The 24,165-nt window shown below is 44.2% G+C and carries 32 protein-coding genes and 1 pseudogene; 8 read left to right on the top strand and 25 right to left on the bottom strand.

Going from position 1 to position 24,165, the window contains the following annotated elements:
• Window positions 1-92: 92 nt before the first annotated feature.
• The 3 genes from NYE22_RS02255 to NYE22_RS02245 form a co-directional block, all read right to left on the bottom strand.
• Complete coding sequence (locus tag NYE22_RS02255) at window positions 93-1,451, bottom strand: MFS transporter (RefSeq protein ID WP_032727108.1); 1,359 nt, start codon at window positions 1,449-1,451, stop codon at window positions 93-95.
• On the bottom strand, window positions 1,451-2,020 hold the full coding sequence (locus tag NYE22_RS02250; protein WP_003227761.1) for a hydrolase: 570 nt from the start codon (window positions 2,018-2,020) through the stop codon (window positions 1,451-1,453). Before NYE22_RS02250 ends, NYE22_RS02255 begins: the two co-directional genes overlap by 1 nt.
• A gap of 183 nt (window positions 2,021-2,203) precedes the next feature.
• Entirely contained in the window at window positions 2,204-2,668 is a 465-nt protein-coding gene (locus tag NYE22_RS02245; protein WP_072173785.1) for a hypothetical protein, read from the bottom strand.
• A 281-nt stretch (window positions 2,669-2,949) separates the two neighbouring features.
• On the opposite strand from NYE22_RS02245, the gene amtB reads away from it, so the two are divergent.
• The 3 genes from amtB to bcrC all read left to right on the top strand — a co-directional run bounded on the left by amtB (window position 2,950) and on the right by bcrC (window position 5,288).
• Complete coding sequence (gene amtB, locus NYE22_RS02240) at window positions 2,950-4,164, top strand: ammonium transporter AmtB (protein WP_015251031.1); 1,215 nt, start codon at window positions 2,950-2,952, stop codon at window positions 4,162-4,164.
• Window positions 4,165-4,175: 11 nt separating this feature from the next.
• Entirely contained in the window at window positions 4,176-4,526 is a 351-nt protein-coding gene (locus NYE22_RS02235) for a P-II family nitrogen regulator (RefSeq protein ID WP_003221829.1), read from the top strand.
• Between the two features lie 180 nt (window positions 4,527-4,706).
• The gene (gene bcrC, locus NYE22_RS02230) at window positions 4,707-5,288 is read left to right on the top strand and encodes an undecaprenyl-diphosphate phosphatase BcrC (RefSeq protein ID WP_015714854.1); all 582 of its coding nucleotides are present in this window, start codon (window positions 4,707-4,709) and stop codon (window positions 5,286-5,288) included.
• A gap of 40 nt (window positions 5,289-5,328) precedes the next feature.
• On the opposite strand, the gene NYE22_RS02225 is transcribed toward bcrC, so the two are convergent.
• Window positions 5,329-5,751, bottom strand: a complete 423-nt coding sequence (locus tag NYE22_RS02225; protein WP_003227753.1) for a VanZ family protein — start codon at window positions 5,749-5,751, stop codon at window positions 5,329-5,331.
• Window positions 5,752-5,862: 111 nt separating this feature from the next.
• Window positions 5,863-6,735 carry a stage II sporulation protein spoIIQ gene (gene spoIIQ / locus NYE22_RS02220; protein WP_014481160.1) on the bottom strand — a complete coding sequence of 291 codons (873 nt, stop codon included), beginning with the start codon at window positions 6,733-6,735 and terminating at the stop codon, window positions 5,863-5,865.
• Window positions 6,736-6,875: 140 nt separating this feature from the next.
• Between spoIIQ and NYE22_RS02215 the strand changes: the two genes are divergently transcribed.
• From NYE22_RS02215 to NYE22_RS02205, 3 genes are all read left to right on the top strand, one after another.
• Complete coding sequence (locus tag NYE22_RS02215) at window positions 6,876-7,367, top strand: GNAT family N-acetyltransferase (protein ID WP_072173812.1); 492 nt, start codon at window positions 6,876-6,878, stop codon at window positions 7,365-7,367.
• A complete protein-coding gene (locus tag NYE22_RS02210) occupies window positions 7,364-7,882 on the top strand; it encodes a DUF5362 family protein (RefSeq protein ID WP_038829839.1) in 519 nt (172 codons plus the stop codon). The genes NYE22_RS02215 and NYE22_RS02210 overlap by 4 nt, the downstream gene beginning before the upstream one ends.
• Before the next feature lie 158 nt (window positions 7,883-8,040).
• Window positions 8,041-8,172: a hypothetical protein gene (locus NYE22_RS02205; RefSeq protein ID WP_017696029.1), complete on the top strand. Its 132-nt coding sequence runs from the start codon at window positions 8,041-8,043 to the stop codon at window positions 8,170-8,172.
• Here NYE22_RS02205 and NYE22_RS02200 read toward each other — a convergent pair.
• Complete coding sequence (locus tag NYE22_RS02200) at window positions 8,169-8,603, bottom strand: DUF5392 family protein (protein ID WP_003244359.1); 435 nt, start codon at window positions 8,601-8,603, stop codon at window positions 8,169-8,171. The genes NYE22_RS02205 and NYE22_RS02200 overlap by 4 nt on opposite strands.
• A gap of 242 nt (window positions 8,604-8,845) precedes the next feature.
• On the opposite strand from NYE22_RS02200, the gene cls reads away from it, so the two are divergent.
• Window positions 8,846-10,294 (top strand): cardiolipin synthase, encoded by a 1,449-nt coding sequence (gene cls, locus NYE22_RS02195; RefSeq protein WP_003243311.1) that lies wholly within the window; start codon window positions 8,846-8,848, stop codon window positions 10,292-10,294.
• A gap of 23 nt (window positions 10,295-10,317) precedes the next feature.
• Here the strand turns inward: cls and mta are convergent, their stop codons facing one another.
• Window positions 10,318-11,091 (bottom strand): transcriptional activator Mta, encoded by a 774-nt coding sequence (gene mta, locus NYE22_RS02190; RefSeq protein WP_120027576.1) that lies wholly within the window; start codon window positions 11,089-11,091, stop codon window positions 10,318-10,320.
• Window positions 11,092-11,235: 144 nt separating this feature from the next.
• Here mta and NYE22_RS02185 point away from each other — a divergent pair, with 144 nt between their 5' ends.
• On the top strand, window positions 11,236-11,619 hold the full coding sequence (locus NYE22_RS02185) for a DUF5362 family protein (RefSeq protein WP_003227738.1): 384 nt from the start codon (window positions 11,236-11,238) through the stop codon (window positions 11,617-11,619).
• A gap of 34 nt (window positions 11,620-11,653) precedes the next feature.
• On the opposite strand, the gene NYE22_RS02180 is transcribed toward NYE22_RS02185, so the two are convergent.
• The 18 genes and pseudogenes from NYE22_RS02180 to spoIID form a co-directional block, all read right to left on the bottom strand.
• Entirely contained in the window at window positions 11,654-12,295 is a 642-nt protein-coding gene (locus NYE22_RS02180) for an NAD(P)-dependent oxidoreductase (protein ID WP_032727040.1), read from the bottom strand.
• 67 nt (window positions 12,296-12,362) lie between these two features.
• Window positions 12,363-12,764 (bottom strand): Rrf2 family transcriptional regulator, encoded by a 402-nt coding sequence (locus tag NYE22_RS02175; protein WP_003227734.1) that lies wholly within the window; start codon window positions 12,762-12,764, stop codon window positions 12,363-12,365.
• 132 nt (window positions 12,765-12,896) lie between these two features.
• On the bottom strand, window positions 12,897-14,606 hold the full coding sequence (gene ureC / locus NYE22_RS02170) for an urease subunit alpha (protein ID WP_003243090.1): 1,710 nt from the start codon (window positions 14,604-14,606) through the stop codon (window positions 12,897-12,899).
• Window positions 14,603-14,977, bottom strand: a complete 375-nt coding sequence (gene ureB / locus NYE22_RS02165) for an urease subunit beta (protein ID WP_151869995.1) — start codon at window positions 14,975-14,977, stop codon at window positions 14,603-14,605. Before ureB ends, ureC begins: the two co-directional genes overlap by 4 nt.
• Window positions 14,974-15,291: an urease subunit gamma gene (gene ureA / locus NYE22_RS02160; RefSeq protein ID WP_003227724.1), complete on the bottom strand. Its 318-nt coding sequence runs from the start codon at window positions 15,289-15,291 to the stop codon at window positions 14,974-14,976. The genes ureB and ureA overlap by 4 nt, the downstream gene beginning before the upstream one ends.
• Before the next feature lie 194 nt (window positions 15,292-15,485).
• The gene (locus tag NYE22_RS02155; protein WP_124059325.1) at window positions 15,486-15,644 is read right to left on the bottom strand and encodes a hypothetical protein; all 159 of its coding nucleotides are present in this window, start codon (window positions 15,642-15,644) and stop codon (window positions 15,486-15,488) included.
• A 100-nt stretch (window positions 15,645-15,744) separates the two neighbouring features.
• Window positions 15,745-15,813, bottom strand: a complete 69-nt coding sequence (locus tag NYE22_RS02150) for a hypothetical protein (RefSeq protein ID WP_144486809.1) — start codon at window positions 15,811-15,813, stop codon at window positions 15,745-15,747.
• Window positions 15,814-15,909: 96 nt separating this feature from the next.
• A pseudogene (locus NYE22_RS02145) lies at window positions 15,910-16,121 on the bottom strand (urea ABC transporter substrate-binding protein); the annotation flags it as partial.
• Between the two features lie 215 nt (window positions 16,122-16,336).
• Window positions 16,337-16,525 carry a stress response protein CsbD gene (csbD, locus tag NYE22_RS02140; protein WP_003227718.1) on the bottom strand — a complete coding sequence of 63 codons (189 nt, stop codon included), beginning with the start codon at window positions 16,523-16,525 and terminating at the stop codon, window positions 16,337-16,339.
• 72 nt (window positions 16,526-16,597) lie between these two features.
• Complete coding sequence (locus NYE22_RS02135) at window positions 16,598-17,077, bottom strand: hypothetical protein (protein WP_003244390.1); 480 nt, start codon at window positions 17,075-17,077, stop codon at window positions 16,598-16,600.
• A 153-nt stretch (window positions 17,078-17,230) separates the two neighbouring features.
• Window positions 17,231-18,364: a response regulator aspartate phosphatase RapB gene (gene rapB / locus NYE22_RS02130; RefSeq protein ID WP_032727043.1), complete on the bottom strand. Its 1,134-nt coding sequence runs from the start codon at window positions 18,362-18,364 to the stop codon at window positions 17,231-17,233.
• A gap of 192 nt (window positions 18,365-18,556) precedes the next feature.
• Window positions 18,557-19,582: a GTP 3',8-cyclase MoaA gene (moaA, locus tag NYE22_RS02125; RefSeq protein WP_015483814.1), complete on the bottom strand. Its 1,026-nt coding sequence runs from the start codon at window positions 19,580-19,582 to the stop codon at window positions 18,557-18,559.
• 15 nt (window positions 19,583-19,597) lie between these two features.
• Window positions 19,598-20,386 (bottom strand): formate dehydrogenase accessory sulfurtransferase FdhD, encoded by a 789-nt coding sequence (gene fdhD, locus NYE22_RS02120; protein ID WP_021480805.1) that lies wholly within the window; start codon window positions 20,384-20,386, stop codon window positions 19,598-19,600.
• A gap of 232 nt (window positions 20,387-20,618) precedes the next feature.
• On the bottom strand, window positions 20,619-20,780 hold the full coding sequence (locus NYE22_RS02115; protein ID WP_003227706.1) for a hypothetical protein: 162 nt from the start codon (window positions 20,778-20,780) through the stop codon (window positions 20,619-20,621).
• A gap of 94 nt (window positions 20,781-20,874) precedes the next feature.
• On the bottom strand, window positions 20,875-21,549 hold the full coding sequence (locus NYE22_RS02110; protein WP_003243553.1) for a VWA domain-containing protein: 675 nt from the start codon (window positions 21,547-21,549) through the stop codon (window positions 20,875-20,877).
• Between the two features lie 52 nt (window positions 21,550-21,601).
• A complete protein-coding gene (locus NYE22_RS02105; protein WP_014478246.1) occupies window positions 21,602-21,742 on the bottom strand; it encodes a hypothetical protein in 141 nt (46 codons plus the stop codon).
• A gap of 130 nt (window positions 21,743-21,872) precedes the next feature.
• A complete protein-coding gene (locus NYE22_RS02100; protein WP_003227700.1) occupies window positions 21,873-22,556 on the bottom strand; it encodes a VWA domain-containing protein in 684 nt (227 codons plus the stop codon).
• A 385-nt stretch (window positions 22,557-22,941) separates the two neighbouring features.
• Window positions 22,942-23,973: a stage II sporulation protein D gene (gene spoIID, locus NYE22_RS02095; RefSeq protein ID WP_038829831.1), complete on the bottom strand. Its 1,032-nt coding sequence runs from the start codon at window positions 23,971-23,973 to the stop codon at window positions 22,942-22,944.
• Window positions 23,974-24,165: the final 192 nt, after the last annotated feature.

The raw sequence follows: 24,165 nt of genomic DNA, 5'->3' as shown, positions 1-24,165 counted from the left end.
ACAATAACACTGGCTATGATATACAATTTTCCCGTTTGTATTTGAACAGCTTAAACAAGAAAAAGAGACAGACCTCAGAGCCCGTCTCTTTCTTAAGATGCAGTTTTCATTAATGCAGCAAATCTCACAGCCATTAACAGGCTTGCTCCGCCCGCTATAATCATAATGATTCCCATCATATCAAAATGGGCTGCCGTGATTTCTTTACCAAAAAGAATGCCAAGGATCACCGAAGACAAAATCGATCCTAGGTAACGGCAGGTTTGAAACAGGCCTGAAGTCGTTCCTACCATGTTGGAAGGACTCGTTTCCAGCATCGCTGCCTGAAGCGCGACATTGCCCAGTCCGTAGCCTATACCCAAGAGCGACAGAATGAGGCCTTTACCGATGGTCTGGACATTGATAAAAAAGATGGTTAAGAGCACGGCTCCAGCCGTCATCAAAAGCGCTCCCGCAAAGATCGGCTTGACGACACCAGATCGGTCGATCCATTTGCCGGTTAGAGGTGACACAACGATGCTCATTCCAGACATAAACAGCATAAACAGGCCGCTCGTTTGAACAGAAAGATGCATTTCATCCTGAAAGTAACTTGGCAAACCAAAAAATAAACAATAGAAGAAAACATTCAATAAAATAAACTGAACATACACGGCTGACAGGTTTCGCTGTGTTTTAAACAGACGGACATCAATAAACGGCTTATCCGTTTTCAGCTCGCGCCAGACAAACGCACAGAGCAGAAGCAAGCCAAGCACACCTTCAACCGCATGCGGCGACGTGCTGAACGACAGCAAAAAGGATAGAAGGAAAATGATTCCCCCGGCAAATAAAACAATTCCAAGAATATCGAGCTGCCGAATAATGGTTTTGATTCCTGCCCCTTTTTTCTGATCTTTCGGGAACATATACAGGCCCAATAAGAAGCTGAGGATAATAAACGGCAAATTAACGATAAAGATCGCCGGCCAGCCTCCCCATACAATCAAAAACCCGCCGACTGTCGGCCCCAGCGCCGTCATGGCGGACGCAAAAATAGAGAGTACAGCCAAGGCTGAAGCTTGGCGCTCATGAATATGATTCCGAATCAAGCCGACACCTGACGGATAAATCGCACTGCTCCCCACCGATTGAAACAGCCGCATGACCAATAATGTCATAAACGTCGGCGCAAACGGCGCCCCGATGGCAGAAACCGCAACAAGAATAAGCCCGAATAAAAACAAGCGTTTCCGCCCAATCAAATCACCGAGCTTTCCCGTTACGGGCTGCGCTACGGCACTCGCCAAGTAAAACGAGGAAATCAGCCAGGAAACCGTTGTAAACGAGAGGTGAAACTCATGCTGGATGCTATGGAGCGCAAGAGAGATCATAGACGAGTTCAGCGGATTCAGCATTGTTCCCGAAGCCACAGCTGTTAAAAAAACAGCTCGGCTTTTTTTCGATAACATCATTTCACTTGTTCCAGAAACTCTTCCGTTGTCCGCGATTTACCGATTCTCGGGAAAATAAAGCGCAGTGTGGCTTCATGCTCTTCATCGCTAAATGTGGACATGGCATCTGTAATAAAAATCTGCTGATAGCCAAGCTGAAATGCCTCCCGTGCTGTGCTTTCCACCCCGATATTCGTTGCGATGCCGCACAATACAATCGTATCAATGCCGCGACGTCTCAGCTGCAAGTCTAAATCTGTGCCAAAAAAAGCACCCCATTGCCGTTTTGTCACAGTATAATCGCCATCCTGCACACCGATTTCCGGAACAAATTCGGCCCAGTCCGCCGGCATTTCCCCTGAACCTCCCTGCGCAGGCTCATCCGTTTGCGGCTTCAGGGCGTCCGCTCCATCATGAAAGGCTACATTTACAAAGCTGATGAACCCGTTATGTTTCCGAAATTCATCTACGAGCTTTTTCGCGTTCGGGACAACCTGGCCGCTTTGATCAATCGGCACAATCCCCTTTTGTAAATCAATGATAACCAATGCTGTTTTTTGAAAATCAATGTTGAGTGTATTCATCATACGTCTCCTCCTGATACTGTTAGTGTTTCTCACATTGCATATTTTACTCTTCACACTGCCTAAGTTCTTTTATGATGCTTGTGAAATTCTCAGAAGGAACGTTTTCTCATGATTTTTCTTTTATGTAGTAGTAACAGGTTGTGCATACGAACAAACCGGCAAGCACTGTAATCATAAGGGGCGTCATCGCTTCATCACCTGCCTGCTGTCTATCGGTTCCTGCCTGAAAATGCCCATGAATTTGCGGCGGTCCATCCAAAGCAGGATAAGACACATAACCATTAATATCGTGCTAAGATCCTGCACGCCAATATCAAAACAATAGTTAATCAAGACGATGTTCACAATAATGGGCATAAAAATAACCGCCCCTAATGCAGCCGTTCGCGGAATCAGTAATAAAACAGCTGCCAGGATTTCACCAAAACCTATAAACAGTTCATAGACATGAGAATAACCGAAAAATGTCCACGCGATCGTAAACCCCTTCCCGGCAGCCGCCTCGATTTCAGGCGTCACCTCGCCAAACTGGCCAATTACCACTTTCGCCAGACCGTACACGAAAAAATTAAAGGCTAAAAACAATCGGAACGTCGCGGGAATCGACTTGCGTACCGCTTTCCTCAGCCTGCCGCCTTTCTTCATCATACATCCCCCTCAGTGTATTATTTGATATAGTACACTTAATACAGTATATAGTATTCTAATTAATGTCAATTCCCTTTTCAGCTCATATGAATAACTTCTTTTATAGATACAAAGTCTTATATCGTAAAAAATGTCGTTCTCCTTTCTTTCCGTCCCTCGATAACATTTCTTAAAAACCATGTTAGGAAATCTTACATGAAAATGTTTTATCATTCTTTTTTCTCTATAATGAAGAAATATAATAATTGCTTTTTATTCTGAAAGATACGGAGGAATGAGACATGCAAATGGGCGATACAGTTTTTATGTTCTTTTGCGCTTTACTCGTGTGGCTGATGACCCCGGGATTAGCGTTATTTTATGGAGGAATGGTAAAGAGCAAAAATGTGCTGAGCACTGCCATGCACAGTTTCTCTTCCATTGCCATCGTTTCCATCGTTTGGGTGCTGTTCGGATATACACTTGCCTTCGCACCAGGCAATTCAATCATCGGCGGGCTGGAGTGGGCCGGCCTCAAAGGGGTCGGATTTGATCCGGGAGATTACAGCGATACCATCCCCCACTCGTTATTTATGATGTTCCAAATGACGTTCGCCGTTCTGACTACAGCGATTATTTCCGGGGCTTTCGCAGAGCGGATGCGATTCGGCGCTTTTCTTTTATTCTCGGTTTTATGGGCCTCTTTGGTTTACACACCCGTAGCGCACTGGGTATGGGGCGGCGGCTGGATCGGCCAGCTTGGAGCGCTCGATTTTGCTGGCGGCAATGTTGTTCATATTTCCTCCGGTGTGGCAGGACTTGTTCTTGCCATTGTGCTCGGCAAACGGAAAGACGGTACAGCGTCTTCTCCGCATAACCTCATTTACACCTTCTTAGGAGGAGCTTTGATTTGGTTCGGCTGGTTCGGCTTTAACGTCGGCAGCGCTTTGACTTTAGATGGTGTAGCCATGTACGCGTTCATCAACACAAACACCGCGGCTGCAGCCGGGATCGCCGGCTGGATCTTAGTAGAATGGATCATTAACAAAAAACCGACAATGCTCGGAGCGGTATCTGGCGCAATCGCCGGGCTTGTCGCCATTACGCCGGCTGCCGGATTTGTCACACCGTTCGCTTCTATTATTATCGGCATCATCGGCGGGGCAGTTTGTTTCTGGGGAGTATTCTCGCTTAAAAAGAAATTCGGATACGACGACGCGCTTGACGCCTTTGGCCTGCACGGGATCGGCGGCACATGGGGCGGAATCGCAACAGGATTATTCGCAACAACCTCTGTTAACTCAGCGGGCGCAGATGGGTTATTTTACGGTGATGCAAGCTTAATCTGGAAACAAATCGTCGCCATCGCCGCCACTTATGTTTTTGTATTTATTGTCACTTTCGTTATTATTAAATTTGTAAGCCTCTTCCTTCCCCTTCGCGCAACTGAAGAAGAAGAGTCACTTGGGCTTGACTTAACGATGCACGGGGAAAAAGCATATCAAGATTCTATGTGAGGAGTGACGCTATGAGCGGTCAAATGTTCAAGGTAGAAATTGTAACGCGTCCGGCAAATTTTGAAAAGCTGAAGCAGGAACTCGGAAAAATCGGAGTGACCTCTCTGACTTTCTCCAATGTACACGGCTGCGGCCTTCAAAAAGCACATACGGAGCTCTATCGAGGGGTAAAAATAGAAAGCAATGTATACGAGCGTTTAAAAATAGAAATCGTGGTCAGCAAGGTTCCTGTTGATCAAGTGACAGAGACCGCTAAAAGGGTGCTGAAAACGGGATCACCGGGTGACGGTAAAATATTTGTCTATGAAATCAGCAATACGATCAACATCCGCACAGGCGAAGAAGGACCTGAAGCACTTTAATATCGGTACGAGATTCGGACACTCCGGATCTCTTTTTTTGTGCACAGAATCCCCCCAGAAACCGCGATTCCTCTTCGAATTCTCTTCAAGCGCCGTTATTTCAGACAATCTCTATTTTTATTTGAAACTTTTCATGAGTAAGATTAGTCTACTAAATATAAAAATGTAAAAGGTGATTATTTGAACTACGAAATTTTTAAAGCAATCCATGGACTATCTCATCACAATTCAGTTCTCGATTCCATTATGGTCTTCATCACGGAATATGCCATTGTCGCCTATGCCCTTATCCTATTGGCAATCTGGCTGTTTGGGAACACACAAAGCAGAAAACATGTGCTATACGCAGGCATCACAGGAATTGCAGGCCTTGTGATCAACTATTTGATTACGCTTGTTTATTTCGAACCGCGCCCGTTCGTTGCGCATACAGTGCATACACTGATTCCGCATGCTGCGGATGCTTCATTTCCAAGTGACCATACGACAGGTGCATTAGCGATTTCTATTGCGATGCTTTTCAGAAACCGCAAAATCGGCTGGCCGCTTGTCATTTTTGGGCTTTTGACAGGCTTTTCGAGAATTTGGGTGGGACATCACTATCCGGTAGATGTATTGGGCAGCCTCGTTGTCGCCATCATTATCGGGTTCCTTTTCTTTAGATTTTCAGATCTGCTTCGCCCGTTCGTCGATTTGATCGTGAGGATCTATGAAGCCATCATCAATAAACTGACGAAAAAACCAACCGATCAAAATTTCTAAGAAAGACAAAAGCCGGCGTCTGAAATCAAGACAGCCGGCTTTAATATTTCTCATACATCTCTTGTTTTCTTCGCTTCGCCAACACATATAAACCATAAAACAACCCAATTCCAACAGCATCGATGAGCACATCCCGGATACAACCATTCCTGCTGAAGAAGAGCTGAAGAACTTCTGTGAAAAAAGCAAACGCAAATGAGCCGGCTGCAGCTGATCTTATGCTGCCCCGCTGTTTCCACAGCAAATATGTCAGCACAAAGAAGGAAAACGCGTGTCCGATTTTTTGAATAAACGCTTCAGGTACAGTAAGCTCAGTAAAATCCATAACTAAAAATTGAGACAGATCAGGGTGCGGCTGAAAATGAAAAGCCACCGTTTGCGATACGACCATGCCGCTGAAGCTTTCCGTACAGACAGAAAGCAGGATAAAAAAGATCCAGCCTGCGAGCAATAGGCGGTTCATGACATAACCTCCTTTATAACGTACGTGCCTACATGTAACAACATAGACGGTAAAACAAAGCAAAAAGTAACAGAAAAAAAACGCCCATCACAAGGATAGACGTTTTCTTCATTAAGACTGTTCAGTGTCTTCTGTTGTGCTGCTTTCTTTAGAACCAGATTTGTCAGTTGAATCATCCTTTTTCTCACCGGATTTTTCTTCTGTTCCTTTTTCAGTTGATCCGTCCTTTTTCTCGGAAGATTGCTGAATGGATTCTTCTGTTTCTTGGGTGGCAGCTTTTTCTTCAGCAGCTGCTGCTTTTTCAATAGAAGAAACTGGTTTGTCCATAAAGTTTAACGGATTCATTGCGACCCCATCTTTACGGATTTCAAAGTGCACGTGGTTTCCGCTGTCTTCACTGTAAAGGTTCTTGCCAGATTTTCCGATCACTTGATTTTGTTTTACTTTGTCACCTTGCTCAACGCTTACTTCGGAAAGAGATTGATACACAGTCGATAAACCGTCGGCATGTTCTACTTCCACAACATATCCCAGCACTGGATCTTTTTCAGCTTTAACAACCGTACCGCTCAGAGAAGCAGAGACATCGAAATCTTTTCCGTCTTTCTCAGCTAAGTCAATTCCTTTGCTTAGGCTGTACGTGTTATTATAGGTAACGAGTGCTGCTTCTTTCTCTTCTTTTGCGGCATCGGTTTCATAGAACTTTTTCACAACAGAAACGTTTTCAGAATCAACAACCGGCATTGCGACATTTTCCATTGACTTTCCTACTTCAACTGCATCGTCGTTGTTGTCATATGCGGAGTTTCCGCCGTTATCAGCCAACTGATCCTTTACCTCATCATTTGATACTGATTGATACCAAAGGACAGCTGTTAAAATGACGGCCGCACTGACTAAGTAAATTGCAGGGAACACCCAGCGTTTACGAAAAAACTGCTGAAGTTTTTTGACTTGAGAAGTTTTCTTTTCTTCCTCTCTCATTGTTTCATCACCTCAGCAACATTCTGAACACTTTTCTGAAAATATATACAACCTATCCAAAAAAACTTTTTTAGATGTAGTTTGCACAGACTGAACGAAAATATGTATTTTTTTGAGAGGAGTGCCAAAAACGTATGAACATGACATTGCGCCTTGCTGAAAATAAAGATCTGGAGGCTGTTGTGGCGATTTATAATTCAACGATTGCTTCTCGAATGGTAACAGCCGATACCGAACCGGTAACTCCTGAAGACCGGATGGAATGGTTTTCGGGACATACAGAGGCACGTCCGCTCTATGTGGCCGAGGATGAAAACGGAAACGTCGCTGCCTGGATCAGCTTTGAAACATTTTATGGAAGGCCAGCCTATAATAAAACAGCGGAGGTCAGCATATACATTGACGAAGCATGCCGCGGCAAAGGTGTTGGATCATATTTGCTTCAAGAAGCGCTCCGCATTGCCCCGAATCTTGGCATCCGCTCACTTATGGCCTTCATTTTCGGGCATAATAAACCAAGCCTGAAGCTGTTTGAAAAGCACGGGTTTGCAGAATGGGGACTATTCCCCGGCATCGCCGAAATGGACGGGAAAAGATACGATTTAAAAATTTTAGGGAGAGAGCTTTCATGATTAGTCTGGATAAAGATGAAAACGAAATTGAAAATCATAATGAAGAAAATAGCCTTGTTAAACAGGAGACTGCACCTGTTGAGGAGGAGACCCGCCAGCTGAGCGCCTCTGCTGTCAAGTCGCTATCCGACATTGCCAAGTGGGGCAAAATTTCTGGCATCTTGTTAATCATTATGGGATCGCTTGTCACTCTTTCTGTTTTGATGACAGTGATTGGCGCCATTCCGGGCGTACTGCTCATTATATCAGGCGTATTTTTGATGCGCTCAGCAAAAGCAGCCGCGGAAGCCGAAGGAAATCTAACCGGCAGCGCTGGCGAAAGCATGCTTGAAAATTACGGGACATTTATAAAAATGCAGCTGTTTTATGCAGCATCCAGTATCGTTACTGTCCTGATCGGGATCATTGTAGCCATTTTCGTGCTGGTGGTAATCGGCATTGCTGCTTTTGAGAACACGCCTTCGTATGATGATCCGGATTCTTATTATTATGAGGATGATCCGGTGTTTGAATAATGATGAGACAGTACAGGGCATGAGTTCCATATAAACGGAACCATGCCTATTTTATTTGACTATTCAAAGCAGGCCGGCGTAAACACCAAATCCTGAAGCAAGCATACAATAGACATCTCTAGTAGAGGAAATCAACAAAGCAACGCTGTTACCCAGAAATGAATATCAAAAAAACGGATGAAGTCGGAATCAATCCGAAACCGCACTTTTTATTTCGGGTGTCTGCATGCAAAAAAACACACCCGGATCGTCTGGAAAATCTCAACAATCCGGGTGCAGCTCTTCTTTAATACATTTTTTTGCGTCTGTCTTCCTCAGTCAAAAATTCAACAAAACTCCGCATCGCAAAAGGCTCTTCCTTTATTTGTCGTGCGTAGGAGCTTTTCCGCTCTTCTGAAAGGATTTCGCTCTTTTTGATCCTGTTCAGCATATAGATGTGAACCGTTTTTTGGATTTGTTTATGCTGATAGCCTGCCTCTTTAAAAAATGCGAGCCCGAGCGCCGCCAAAAGGGCGAATATGCCTGCGCTGATCAGGGACTCCCTGTCAGCTGAAGCATGAAATAGAAAAGCAGCTAAATTAAAGAGAGAGAATGCAGCAAGCGGAATAGCAAGAAAACGGTAAATGACGGTTTTTTTCATGAAAGGCTGTACGGCCTTTTGAATTTTTTGCATTTCTGTTTTGATGAACCCCGGCATTTGTTCGACTCTGTAAAAGTTCATGTAATCCTCCCCCTTTATTTGATGTTTCAAGCTTCACGAACGTTATCATATGTGTTTATTTTAACGCAGGTGCAAGCTGGTTTTAAAGAAATCTGCCCGTATTTTTCACGAAGAATCTGGATCGCCGCTCTTTATTCTTTTAAAATGTGAGTGTTATAATTTGTAATGGGAATCAGATCACTGTTATTCATGGAATACTAATGGCAATCTTCTTGATAAATATGAATGAGCGGGGTTACAAAGTGAGTATTTCTTCCATCCTTTTATCACTTTTTTTCATTTTAAATATTCTTTTGGCCATCATTGTCATCTTCAAAGAACGGCGCGATGCCAGTGCATCTTGGGCGTGGCTGCTTGTTCTTTTCTTTATTCCCGTTTTAGGCTTTATTTTATACTTATTATTCGGCCATAATCTCAGACGCAAGCATTTGTTTCAATGGGAAGACCGGAAAAAGATTGGAATTGAAAGGCTGCTGAAGCATCAGCTTGAAGATTTAGAAACCAAGCAATTCCAGTTTAACAACCGGGCAACCTTTGATAACAAAGATTTAATTTATATGCTGATTATGAATAACCATGCTGTGTTTACAGAGGATAATTCAGTTGACGTCATTACAGATGGACGGGATAAATTTCAGCGGCTGCTGAGTGACATTTCAAAGGCTAAGGATCATATCCATTTACAGTATTATATTTATAAAGGCGATGAATTAGGCAAAAAATTGCGGGACGCTCTCATCCAAAAGGCGAAAGAAGGTGTTCAGGTCAGAGTGCTTTATGATGAACTCGGGTCCAGAACGCTGAGAAAAAAGTTTTTTAAAGAGCTTCGCGAGGCTGGCGGGCATGTGGAGGTCTTTTTCCCGTCAAAGCTCAGGCCGATTAACCTGCGGCTGAATTACCGGAACCATCGAAAGCTTGTGATCATAGACGGTATGACCGGTTATGTCGGAGGCTTTAACGTCGGAGATGAGTATCTAGGGCTTAATCCAAAATTCGGTTATTGGCGGGATACGCATATCCGGCTGCAAGGAACGGCCGTGCACGCCATCCAAACACGGTTCATCCTTGACTGGAACCAAGCTTCTCATCACCATACGCTGACATATATTCCAAATCACTTTCCTGATTACGGCCCAAAAGGCAACGTCGGGATGCAGATTGTCACAAGCGGCCCTGATTCGGAATGGGAACAAATTAAAAATGGCTACATCAAAATGATTTCAAACGCCAAGCGTTCCATTTTGATACAAACACCTTATTTTATCCCAGATGCAAGCCTGCTGGATGCTTTAAGGATCGCTTGCCTTTCGGGCATTGACGTTAACATTATGATTCCGAACAAGCCCGATCACGCCTTTGTATACTGGGCGACACTTTCGTATATCGGCGATCTGCTGAAAGCCGGAGCCACTGTCTATATTTACGATAACGGCTTTATTCACGCGAAAACCATCGTGGTGGATGACGAAATCGCGTCAGTCGGCACAGCCAACATTGATGTCCGAAGCTTCAGGCTGAATTTTGAGGTTAATGCATTTATATACGATATCACCATTGCTAAAAAACTGGTTTCAACTTTTAAAGAAGATTTGCTAGTATCCAGAAAATTCACCTATGAGGAGTATCTGCAGCGCCCGTTGTGGATTCGAATAAAAGAATCCGTCTCGCGGCTGTTGTCGCCGATCTTATAAGATGCGCCAAAAACCCCCGGCCTTTACGGCCGGGGGTTTTCCTGATGGTCACAGTAAATGATGATCGCATCCCGCAAAAAAGCGGCAAGACCTTCTCCATATTGATTGATTGAATCGGTAAATCGCTCGTCAGTGATATACACTTCCCCGAGTCCTCTGAAAATGTCGAGTGTGCAATCGTAATGATATTGGCAAATATGATCGCGAAATGCCCCCACAGCGGCCTGAATCTCTGCATCATCGGGCCCATGCTTCATTCGAGCCGCAATTCGTCTGTAAATCGAATCAAATTCAGCCATGATCGAGCTCCAATCATCTGCCGAGTATGCAGATGTCCTTTTCTCTGTTTCTTCTGCGATTTCCTTTCCATACAGCTTTCTGACTTCATCAGCGTATGTCTGCTGGTGCTCTTCAATGTCTTTCATGCTTAATCCGGCAAATAAATCCCTCTTATTCATCGTTTCCCCTCCATCAACGGACAAAAGCGTCCTGTCAATTGTTTGAATCATCTCATCCATTCTTTGTTTTTTCTTCATCAATATCTCCTTTTGCGACTGAAGTGCCGCTTTCCGGTCAAAATTCGGATGATCCAGCATCTCTTTAATCTCATCCAGACGAAACCCGATTTCCTTGAAAAATAAAATCTGCTGCAGTCTTTCCAGGTCTGCGTCACTGTACAAACGATACCCAGCATCAGTAAGCGCTGAAGGATTCAGAAGCTCAATATTGTCATAGTGATGAAGCGTCCGAATGCTAACGCCTGATATCTCCGCCACTTGTTTAACTTGATATTTCATACATAACACCTCCTCTTTTTTATCGTAAACAATCACGCAACGTTAGGGTCAATCCCCAAAATGTTATTTTCTATATACAAAACTTCTCACAAATAGTGTATAAAAGAAAAGTGAGTATTTTTTTGTAAAGGGGAGCCAGTATACATGAATCCTGAAACAATGAACAAAACCCTCATCAGCATTTCGAAATGGGGAAAAGCTACAGGCATTTTATTTATTATTATGGGCGCAATTACCGCGCTTTCAGGCGCGTTCTTTTTTCTAATCGGTGCCGTGCCAGGCGTACTGCAAATTATTTCCGGTATCTTTTTGATGAGGTCAGCTAGGGAAGCAGGCCAAATGGCTGAACACAATAGCGGACAGTCTGAAGACTTAATGCTGGAGAATTACGCGAAATTCGTAAAGATGCAAGGGATTTATTTGATCGTAAGCATTGCTGTATCCATTCTTGCGATTATCGCCTTCTTCATCTTTTTAATGCTTGGGATTGCTGATGGCCTTTTCAGCGATACGTACAGCACTTATTAATGAGAAAAACCCGGAGCTGGCTCCGGGTTTTTTATTATTCCGCTTCGCTTACCACTGTGAAGCGTTCATTTTTGTGTTCGGGATGTTCAAGCTCATCCAACACGGCAATGGCATAATCTGCATAGCTGATATAGCTGTCGCCTTTTGCATTTACGATGACATTGTCTTTTCCTTTTTGGTAAGAGCCAGTCCGTTTTCCTGCTGGATCAAAAAATGCCGCAGGACTGAGGAACGTCCAGGAAATGGAGTCTGTCTGCTGCAAATCTTTCAGGTTCTCGCCTTGATTTGATGCAGTTGGCAAATATTCTTTCGGAAATTCCGGCGTATCCATTAAACGGGTTGTTTTGGCTTCATCAACAAACAGGCTTCCCGCTCCGCCAACAACAAGCAATCTTGTGTGCTTCGCGTCCTTTAAGATGTTGATGAGTGCTCTTCCTGCTTCAACATGAAGATGTTCTTGGCCGGGTGCTGCTCCAAAAGCGTTTACGACCGCGTCGAAAGACTTGATGTCTTCCGCAGTCAGTTCAAACACATCTTTTTCCAAAACCGCTACGTCCTGCTCCTGCACTTTTGAAGCGTTTCTGACGATGGCTGTCACTTCATGGCCTCTTGTTTTCGCTTCTTTCAAAATCTCGTTTCCCGCTTTCCCGCTTGCGCCTATAATACCAATTTTCATTTTTCATTTCCTCCTTATTTGTAACAATTTTAGTTACATGTTAGTGGTGAGAAGTCATCCCTTTTGATTAAAAGAGATGATTCATAACATCTTTTAATGACTTGCTTGCCAGTTCATTTTCCATCGCTCTTTGCACACTTTCAAACGTTTCATCCAGAGCGTTCTGAATTTTTTTCCCTACCGGACATTTCGGATTCGGGTTTTCATGAACCGCAAAGAGTTCTTCTTGCTTTTGGACAGCCCGGTACACTTCTAAAAGAGAAATATCAGCAGGATCTTTTTTAAGGCTTGCACCCGGCACCCCTGCGCGTGATGTGAGAATATCAGCTTTTTTCAGCAGGCTGATCATTCTTCGCACGACTACTGGATTCGTGTTGACACTGTCTGCAATGATTTCTGAAGATGTTTTTTCATCCATCGAGATGAGGGATAAAATATGAATGGCAACAGCAAGACGGCTGTTAATCATGTTTTTTCACCACCGTTGTAACTATAATAGTTACATTTGATTCGTTTGTCAACATCTAATATACACTAAATACATGGGTTTTGTGCACCGTTTTTAGTCAATAGAACGGCCGGATGCACTCCGGCCGCGTTATCAGAATAAGAAATATCTTTGTCCAAGTGGGACATAATCGACAGGCTGGCAAGACAATTCCTCCCCGTCAGCAAAGACCTGATAGGTTTTTGGATCAATCTCAATCTTCGGCAAAGCCGAATTCAGCTTCATATCCAGCTTGCTCAGCTTTCTGATATTTTTGACTGGAGAAATCCTTTTTTCCAGCCCTAAGCTTTCCGCCACACCACGCTCTATGCTTGCCTGAGACATAAATGTAATCGAGGTTGAGCGGTTGGCTTTTCCGTAAGACGCATACATTTGGCGCATGAAAACCGGTTCAGGAGTCGGGATGGACGCGTTCGGATCTCCCATTTGCGCACGTGCAATCATGCCGCCCTTTAAGACCAGTTCCGGTTTTACGCCGAAAAATACCGGGTCCCACAGAACGAGATCAGCAAGCTTCCCTTTTTCCACCGAGCCGACTTCATGGCTGAGCCCGTGCGTAATTGCCGGATTAATCGTGTATTTGGCAATGTACCGTTTTGCGCGCACATTGTCATTTCCATTTTCGCCGGCAAGAGCGCCGCGCTGCTTTTTCATTTTATCGGCTACCTGCCATGTTCGGATAATCACTTCACCGACCCGCCCCATCGCTTGGGAATCCGATGATGTCATGCTGATCGCACCGATATCATGGAGAATATCCTCCGCGGCAATCGTCGCCGCCCTGATTCTGGAATGGCTGAACGCCACATCTTCAGGCACTTTCGCATCTAAATGGTGGCAAACCATCATCATGTCAAGATGCTCATCCATCGTATTAACGGTATAAGGAATGGTTGGCGTTGTAGATGACGGCAGAATGTTCGCGTAAGAAGCGAGCTTCATAATATCCGGGGCATGGCCGCCGCCTGCACCTTCAATGTGATAAGTATGAATGACCCGATCCCCGATCGCGTCGAGCGTGTTTTCCAAAAAGCCCGCTTCGTTAATCGTATCGGTATGGATGGCAACTTGAATATCAGCCTCGTCCACAACTTCCATACACGTTTTAATGGCGCTTGGCGTCGTGCCCCAGTCTTCATGAAGCTTAAGGCCGATGGCGCCGGCTTCCACCTGCTCGATCAGCGGCGCTTTATCGGATGCATTCCCTTTTCCTAAGAAACCGACATTGATCGGAAACTCCTCGGCCGCTTCCAGCATCCTTGCCATATACCACGCGCCGGACGTACATGTTGTCGCTTTGCTGCCTGTAGCGGGTCCTGTTCCGCCTCCCAAAAGGGTTGTCACACCTGAAGAAAGCGCAACTTCCATCTGCTGAGGACAAATAAAATGAATGTGCGTGTCCACTCCCCCGGCTGTTAAAATTTTGCCTTCACCGGAAATCACCTCTGTCCCCGCTCCGATGACCATGTGCGGATCGACTCCATCCATAATATCAGGATTTCCGCTTTTTCCGACACCAACAATCCGGCCGTCTTTCACACCGACATCCGCTTTGACAATGCCTGTGTAATCCAATAGCACGACGTTGGTGATAACCAAATCCAAAGCGCCGTCCTTCCCTGTGATTCTGCCGTTTTGGCCCATGCCGTCGCGGATTGTTTTTCCACCGCCAAAGATCATTTCTTCACCGTATACTGTGAAATCCTTTTCGACTTCGATCCATAAATCCGTGTCGCCCAATCTGATTTTATCGCCCGTTGTCGGGCCAAATAGTTCCGCATATTCCTCCCGTGACATTTTCATCGGATTACACTCTCCATCCAGCCGGCTTGTTTTAAGTTGGCCAACGTTTTTTCTTTGCCGCGTTCATCGATAAACGTGTCGGCCATTCCGTTCAGCCCTTTAATTGTCTTGCGTCCTCTGATTTCCACTAGTGAGACCGTTTTCTGCTCTCCCGGCTCAAAACGGACCGACGTGCCTGATGGAACATCAAGACGCATGCCTATCGCCAGTTCACGGTCAAATAATAAAGCCCCGTTGGCCTCCGCAAAATGAAAATGCGAACCGACTTGAATGGAGCGTGATCCGGTGTTTTTTACCGTTACCTCCCGTATCTCACGGCCTTCATTAATCGTAATGGTTCCCTCAGCAATTTGAAATGCTCCCGGCTTCATGACTTCACCTCCGCAGAAATTGGCTGATGTACCGTAACAAGCTTTACTCCATCCGGAAATGTGGCCTCCACCTGAATGCTGTCCAGCATCTCAGGCACACCTTCCATCACATCTTTTTCCGTTAATACATGGCGGCCGGCTTCCATCAGCTCTGCTACTCCCTTCCCATCACGTGCGCCTTCCATAATAAAGCAGGTGATATAAGCAGCAGCCTCAGGATAGTTCAACAGAACGCCCCGCGCCTTTCGCTGTTTGGCTAATTCCCCCGCTGCAAAAATGAGCAATTTTTCTTGTTCAACCGGTGTCAGTTTCATCTGTAATCCTCCTTCTTTTGTCATATAAAGCGGATGCGGTTACTACGAATTTGTGGAGCATGCAGGCGGGACATCACCTCCCTTTCTTCGAGAATGGGGGTCATACGGTAGGGTGCCTTTCAAAGCGGCATGCCGTTTCTTCATCAGCCTTGCCATGGTCAACAACCGTTCCCCTGTCGATTACAGAAAGATAGTCAGCACAGGTTAACGCGTTTTCCAGACTGCGCTCGACTAAGATAACAAATGTCTTTTTTTCTGGAAATTTCTATAATAACTTGTCTGACTAGTTCGACAATTAAAATCTGAATTCCTTCCAATTGTTCATTAAGTAAAATATTTTTCGGATTTACCATCAGCGCTCTGGCGATTGCAAGCTGCTGCTGAGACCGCCTTTTCGTTTTGAACAAACGTTTGATTAAAACAAATAGCCCCCCTGTTTAGCCGGAAGCAGGCCTATGAAGTGGATTGGCCGACTCCATTTCGGCCTAATACAGCGACAATCTGCCCCGGGTGAACCTCCATGCTGAGGCTGTGCTAAACCATCGATTGATCATAACCAGACGTTACATTTCTGATGGCAGCCCGTTGTTTTGCTCCGCAACCGGAAGCATGGCATGGAGGCCAGTCTGAGGCGCCGTCCTCCACGATACCGAGAACCCGATTATTGCCATTAACTCCGCATCATAGACGGACACTTCGCTGATCGCCACCGTTCGGCTTAACGAGTGAAGAATCCCGACCTTCACTGAATCCCGCTTGTGTCGATATCAACTGTTTTTTCGCACTCCCGTGGCTTCCGACACTTTCTTCGATGCAGTACATTCCGTCATCCAAACCCCTTTGTTTGATTTCTCAAATGATGTAATAAAAGTTTACAACTTATGTCATTATTATATAGAAGACGTCTATTAATTCAAAGAATATTTAAAAAATTTAGTTACCTTGACCAAATCAGCTTCTTTTTTTGTTATATTTATTCACATACATCAAAAAAAGCGAACAAAAAAAGACAAGAAACATTTCGTTTCCTGCCTCTTCCGTACGATTAATCTTTATCTGAAAATTTATCCTTGGCTTTCCCGATATCCTTTTGGATTTCGCCTTTCGCCTTATCTTTTTTGCCTTCAGCCTGCATGTCCGTTCTGTCAGCCATATCTCCGACTTTATCCTTCACTTCTCCTTTGGCTTTATTGAAGCCGCCCTTCATTTTGTCTTTTACACTATCGTTACCCATGTTAATTCTCCCCTCTCAATTATGTGTGTACTTGTTACCTTCCCGATCTGAGAGGCAATAAACATTCTAATGTTATTTATCGATTTCGTAGCGCTCTCCGTAACGGAGCACCTTGTATATCGCCAGCCCGTCTGATGACTTTTTCTCCGAATATCGGACCGGCAGCAGGGCAAAAAACACATAATACGTAGAAAAATAGACAAACTGATAGAAAAACACATTCGGCTTTAATACACTGTGTATAATCAGCAGATTGATTGCAAAAATCGTGATGAGGTTAAACAAGCAGCCCCCTGCATACACGAGTGCATTTGAGAATCGATTGTCAATTTTCAACTCCCCGTACCGGCAAAAAGAATCGATAAAATAAATCGTTCTGAACCGTATGGGTCCAATTTTAAGCAGCGTTTTTCCCATGCCTATATCCAACGATCCTTTTCCGCCAAAAATAAAAGCCATAAAGCTGTGCCCTGAAACATGTATAATCTGTACAAGCGGCAGAACAATGAGGAAAGACCACAGAAACTTCACCATATCATTAAAACCAAACATTGAATTCCCCCTCACGTGCAGATGCATCCCAAAACGGCTTTTGTTCAAAAAACAGTGCTGTAGCGATTTTTCCTGTTCTCCCCGGAAATAAACGTTCCGATGCTCCCCTTTTTTTGCATAAAAAAAAACCATCTGCCAGCAGATGGTTTTGCCTCATACTTCATATAAGCAATCGTTCCTTTGAATCATCTCTCTCATGCTGACCGCTTTTTCATAAAAATACACCGCTTCTTTATATTGTTCGCGATGACTGAAATAGGAGGCAGCATCTAAAGCAAATTCTTCAATATATACGTACAGGCCCTTTTCTTCCATATAATCAAATACTTCTTGAATCATATCCAAATTGACAGATTCCACATATAATGCCTGCAGAAATTTATATTTTGCCAGACTGAAGAAGTCGTTTCGTTTTTGGGCAATGGCAATCCCTTTTTCATAGTACCGCATCGCGGCTTCGCTATCTTGTTTTTTGAAAAGAACGCGAGTCAGGCTGAAGAGCGCTTTTGGAAGCTGTTCCAGCTGATAATCTTCGAAGACAGGAAGCGCTTTTTCAAAGTATTCGGCGGCCTGATCCAGCTCCCCCTTGTCATCATAGCAATTCCCAATATTATAAAGGGCTGATCCGATTAAACGGGGCTGTCCTTCCAATAAAGCAAGGCGATACGCGTCATCTAAATGTTCAAGCGCTTTTTCATAATTTCTGTAGTCAATGTAGTTTCCTGATATGACGAAATGGCATTGAATTCTTCTGACTCTGTAAAAATCGTGAGCCTTATACGTCTCCAGCGCCTGTACGGCGTGGTTCATGGAAAAGTGCGTCTGCTTCATAATATAAAAGACTTCCGCCACTTTAAAATGAAATTCCGCTCTTTCAATTTCATCTTCTACAAACGCAAGCATCTTCTCAGCTTTCCGATAAAAGGATATAGCCGAGATGTAATTGTTCTGTTCAAATTCGTACATTCCTCTAAACAAGTGAAAATAATACTCAGATAATCCGGAGATGCTGTCCTGATTGCTTTCCAGCGTTTTGATCAATTCACGATATTGAAGCTGAGATTCCTCGTGCAGGTCAGGCTTTACATAATCCAGCATAATTTGGTGCCGGTAGCTGATCAGCTGATAATACAGGAGAAGCAGCTGATCCTCTTCCATCTGTTCGATATCTAGATCAATTTCTTCTTTCAGCTTTACGGCATCAGCCACTTGAAATGCTAAAATGTGCTTATACCACTTATTGATTTTCACTCCTACTTGAGATGACGGGATCTCGTACGCGGCCATGCCCCTCCAACCCTTTCTATTTTCTAATTGGTTATATTTTATCATAATGTATGGCTTTGGAATTAAATTTTCTTACAATGATTCCTTCTTTATGCCTATCCTTATATATTTCGGTTTTTATACGTATTTTTTGCACTCGGATTCTAATAAAAAAAGCTTACCGGACAGTGCCGATAAGCTTTTGGCTTCATATTACCCGCCAATATAAGACATTTCCACTTTCTTTTTGCCAGATGCTTTTGATAGCGTACGATCGACTGAATACTGATCGATCCGATTTTTCCATACTGTCCCGATCATTTCTGATAGTTCGTCATCACTTAATTCCTGGCGAACCGGAGCTCTGAGGTCAAATCCGCTTGAAGCGAATAAGCAGGTAAACAGCTCTCCTCTCGCAGAAAGACGGGCTCTGTTGCAAGATCCGCAGAACGCATCAGATACAGATGATATGACGCCGATTTCTCCGGAGCCGTCCAAGTAGCGGAATCTGGAAGCCACTTCGCCTATATAATTAGGCGCTATCGGCTCAACCGGCATGTGTTCATTGATCAAATCTATGATTTCCGCCTTTGTCATGACGTCTTTCTTTTCCCATTGGTTGGTGTTGCCTACGTCCATAAATTCAATGAATCTCAGGATATGCCCTTTTTCTTTAAAATAACGGGCCATAGGCAGTATATCTTTTTCATTGACGCCCTTTTGAACGACCATATTGATTTTAACACCGAGCCCCGCTTGCTTCGCCGCTTCAATGCCTTCCAGCACCTTGCTGACAGAAACACCGCGCCCGTTTATCTTCTTAAAACGCTCGTCTTCCAAAGAATCAAGGCTGATCGTAACCCTTTTCAGCCCAGCCTCCTTGAGCCTCTTAGCATAAACAGGCAGCAGTGATCCGTTTGTCGTCATCGCGATGTCACGAATACCCGGTATGCGGGCCAGTTTTTTGATTAACTCCGGCATATCCTTTCTCATGAGGGGCTCTCCGCCGGTCAAGCGGATTTTTTCAACGCCAAATCTTGTGACAAACAATGTCGCAAGCCGTTCCAGCTCCTCAAATGAAAGCAGCTCCTCTTTCTTTAAAAAAGGATAATCCGGACCGAATAATTCGGCGGGCATACAGTACGTGCATCGGAAGTTGCAGCGGTCTGTAACAGAAATGCGAAGGTCTCTCAGCGGTCTGTTTCTTTTATCCAACATCTGACGCGACTCTGTAATCATAGCTACAGCCCCTTCCTACTCCCTGATTCTCTCAGGGTGTGTATATACATTAAATGATCCGTTTCTGACAAATCCAATCGCTGTGATATTCAATTCTTCAGCCATTTGAATCGCAAGCTCCGTCGGAGCCGATTTGGAAATGACAATCGACACGCCGATTTTGGCCGCTTTTAACAGGACCTCTGATGAGATTCTGCCGCTGAACACAATCAGTTTGTCGCGTACGGACATCCCGTTTAGAAGGCAGTGTCCGTATAGTTTATCAAGTGCGTTGTGCCGACCGATATCTGTGCGCATCAACAGAAGCTTCTCTGTGTCGCAAAGCGCCGCATTATGGACGCCTCCCGTATCCTGAAACGTCCCGCTCCCTTGCTGCATGTCCTTCATAAGCGCCAGACATGCCTCAGGCGATATCTTGATTTGGCTGACAGCCGTCTTGGCTGTTTTGACATCCTGCTGAAAATAAAAATGACGGCCCTTTCCGCAGCATGAGCCGATCACCCGTTTCGTATAATCCTTTTGATCCAATGTCTCAGGGTGAACGAGGTCGACATATACAAAACCGAGACTTTCATCTATTGTAAACCTTTTAATTTCTTTTTGAAATCGTATAACACCCTCTGATGCGAGAAATCCGATGACAAGCTCTTCGATATGCTCAGGCGTACAAACGAGCGTCACAAATTCACTGCCATTCAGTATCACTGTCAAAGGGAATTCCGTCACCATCCGGTCTTCTACTTTCCTTATTTCCCCTTGTTCATAGCGCCATACATCCCTGACCGCAGTTACTTTATCGTTCAATGTCTCTTCCCCTCCGCAATGTTCCTGCCTTTATATTTTTTCACACTCCTCGGATTTTGTCGAATTCTGAGACACAAAAAGAGCCCTCTATATAAAGGGCTTTCACAGGATGTAATGACGGCGGTGTTTAGGCAGGGTGCCTAAGCATTTAGCCGCCATTCCTTTTACCAATGTGCATTGACAACGAACGCTGGGCTTGTCGACACGCTGAGAGCCCTCTATAGAAAGGACTCTATGTTTGATTATGCTGATTCTTTTTCAGAACCGTAAACAGCACAATAGCTGCGATCAAGGTGAGAATGCTGACAAAAAAGAAGGCTGCCAGTTTTAGAAGAACACCAAGCAATATGAATGCAACGGTGGCTATAAGAAAAATCATTCCGAATAATTTCATATGTTCAACCCCTTTTTAGGGTATCATTCCCGGCCAAATTGTTTTTAAACCAATAAAAAAAGGCGCCTGGGGGAGCGCCTGATCTTTAGGTTCCTTACTCAGTAAATTTTTGTGCTTCTTTTTCCCAAGCCTGTTCGAACTCATCCGCACTGTTCGCTGAAATATATTCTCCGCCGCCAGCGACAGCTGCTTGTTTCATCTCTTCATTACCCTTGACATCAAAGTTGAAGCCAATGATGTTTACAATCGTATCCACATTTGATGCACGGAGCTTTTCGATTTCCGCCGCAGGGTCTCCGCCGCACGTTTCTTCACCGTCAGTGATTAAATACACCACGTTTTTCCCGTCTGCGTCAAATGCTTCAAATTCTTTTCTTGTGTCTGCAAGTGCTTTGGCAATCGGTGTCCATCCAGTCGGCTTGAGCTCACTCAATGAATTGTCAAACAGAGACCCTTCATATGGATGAAGGCCGTAAATGGTTTCCGTCGTACTGCACGAAAGGGCTTTACCGGACAGTTTATTGTTCCCTGCATGCCCGAAAACGCGAAGCATAAGATTTGTATCCTTTGGAAGAAGTTCGGCAAAAGATTTTACTGATTTTTTGGCAATGTCTATTTTGCGCTCTCCTCCTGTTTTTTGGACCATGCTTCCGCTTCCGTCAAACAAAACAGCTACATTTGTATCAGCCTGTTTCTCAGCGGCAAAAGACGGGGAGGCAATGGAAACAGTCAACAATCCAATGATACCGGCAGCCAGCAATTTTTTCATATGATTACTTCCTTTCTTTTTCATATTTTCCAACTATATGTTGGATTCTTCTTTATGCTAGAATACGAAAATGCAAAAAGATATAGGACATGCTGCCTTTTGTGCTGCTTTCACGATCTGTCCAAAATCGCTTGAAATGCCGTTCATTTTTAGCCATTTCCGCCCAGAAAGCATAAACAGATTGTGTGATCATTCATTCTTTTTTCGCCTTGATTATGACAGAAAAACGGAAATCTGCTACTATGCTACAGGCAGACAGCTAATTAGTTTTGAAGTTTTTGTTACATACAAAAAGAGGCTGACCATCACCAGCCTCTTTTTTCTTATTTAGATAACATTAGTGATTGCTGAGTGAAAATTTTCTCAACATCTTTTTGGGTATAAGCCGGGAAGTATTCACCGCCGCCTACTTTCGCAATTGCGTTCAGCTGGCCTTTGTATCCCTCTTTATAATCAAAGCCGATTACATTAACAGTGATATTGTCTTTTTGCAGTTCCTTTGCTGTTTTAATCGGGTTTCCTCCGCACGTTTCCTCACCGTCTGTCAACAGATACACCACTTTTTCCCCTTTTGCATCAAGCTGGTCAAAAGAAGATTTCGCTTCGTTCAGCGCTTTGGCAATTGGCGTCCAGCCAGTCGGCCCAATTGTATTGAGAGAATTGAGGAAGCTTTGCTCGTTAAAGCTTTGGAAGCCGTATACGTTGCGAATGGCTTCACATGACTGAACTTTTCCGGAATTTTTATTGTTTCCTTCAGAGCCAAACACGCTCATTTTCACCTGAGTTCCTTCTGGCAATGAGCTCGCAAACTTTGAAATTTCTTTTTTGGCTGAATTAAATTTAGATACACCATCTATTCTTTTCGCCATACTTCCGCTGGCATCAAGCAAGACCGCCACGTTCGCCGGCGCTTTAGCCTCCGTTTCTGTCTTTTCAGCTGCAAAAGCAGGTGAAGTTAATCCAAAAAGCAATCCTGTCATCATGATCAGTGAAAATCTTTTCTTCATGTTCGTACCCCTTTACCAATTTGTTTCTGCGTGCAGATGTTCAACGCTGAACATAATCTATCGTAATCAACAAAAACCGAGAAATAAATAGGGCGGGCTTCCCCATTGCTGTTGTTTACTTTTGCATAGAAACCTATGTTTTTATTAGTGATTTCCACCTAACGCCCCTATGAAAAGAGAAGATTGTCCGCCTTTCGGCTTTCGTTATATGAGTCTGTCGAAGTCTGTCGACAAATGTGGATGACTTTACCACAATCTCAAAGCCTGAAATCAGGAAAAAAGGACTGATCCTTAAAGATGGTCAGAAGCTCCTCTAAACCGTTTCAGCTGCTCTTAGATAAAAGATATTCAGGAACAGAAAAAGACGCCCAATGAGCGTCTTTTTCTACTTTTTCGCCATATATTTATTCAAAAACGCATCTGCCTCAGAAATTTGTGTGCCTTGGTAATAGTACTTTACAATGTCATCAACCGTTTTGCCTTCTTTGGCCATAAAATTCGCTCCGTATTGGCTCATCCCCACACCGTGGCCAAATCCTCTCGTCGTGACTGTAATTGTGTCTCCATTTCGCTTCCATTCAAAATCGGCGGAGTTGAGACCCAGCTTTTCACGTATGTCTCTTCCTTTCAGCGTCTTGCCGTTAATGACGGCAGTTGCGACCTGGTGGCCCGGTGTCTCGCCGGTAATCTTCCCTACTGCGCTAGATCCATCCAGCTTGACGCCAAGCTTTTGCTGAAATTCTGCCACTGTAAAGGTTTTCGTTGCCTTATATTTCGGAGACTTTTTATCCCATGGGCTTTTGACGCTTTTTAAATATGGGATAGCACTTGTCCAATAAGCTTCTGCATTCTCTGTGTAGCCGTTGCTTGTGGAGAAAAAGGAGGCTTCAATCGGCTGGTTGTTGTACGTTAAGATTTTGCCTTGCGTACTGGCTACCGCAGCTGTGATTTTCTTCAGTTTTGTCTCATAGCTTGTTCCCCACTGTTTTTTCAGCTCCGCTTTGTTTTTATACACCTGGAACATCTGTGTATCATCCACCAGTGAGCCTTTAGGAGCCTCAACCGCTGAATTTGACACCATCAGTCTGACAATAAATGTTCTGGCGGCGAGGGCCTGGGCTTTCAGTGCTTCAGATTCAAAGGTTGCCGGCATTTCGGAGGCGACGACTCCAATCACATACTCTTCAAGCGGAATGTTTTCTACGGATTGATTTGCGGTTCGATAGACGGGAATAGAAACAGGTGATGCTTTCAATGTTTCTGCTCCTTTCGATGCTGGTTTCGTGCTGACTGCTGTCTTTTCTGATTCTACGCTGGCCCCCGCTTCCTTATTATGCTGGAATGGTATAACCAAGAGTGTGGGAACCAAGAGAATCAATGCACATAGTACGGATAGTGTGATTGCGAATTGTTTCATATTCAGCTGCCTCCTGCTCGGGATTCGACTCTAGTCTAGTCTATGGGCAGGGACAAGCTAATATGACTCTCGTTTTGGACAGAAACTTTATTTGTCATTTACGTATTCTTTTTTGCTATTTTGCGCATAATGATGATAATACACAAAAAATAAAAAACCAGTATGCCAGAGTGACATACTGATTTTCAAGTA

The organism is Bacillus sp. FSL K6-1560, assembly GCF_038592935.1.
Taxonomy (GTDB): Bacteria; Bacillota; Bacilli; order Bacillales; family Bacillaceae; genus Bacillus; species Bacillus subtilis.
The sequence above is the reverse complement of the archived record's forward strand: the minus strand, read 5'-3'. Positions and strand labels throughout refer to the sequence as shown.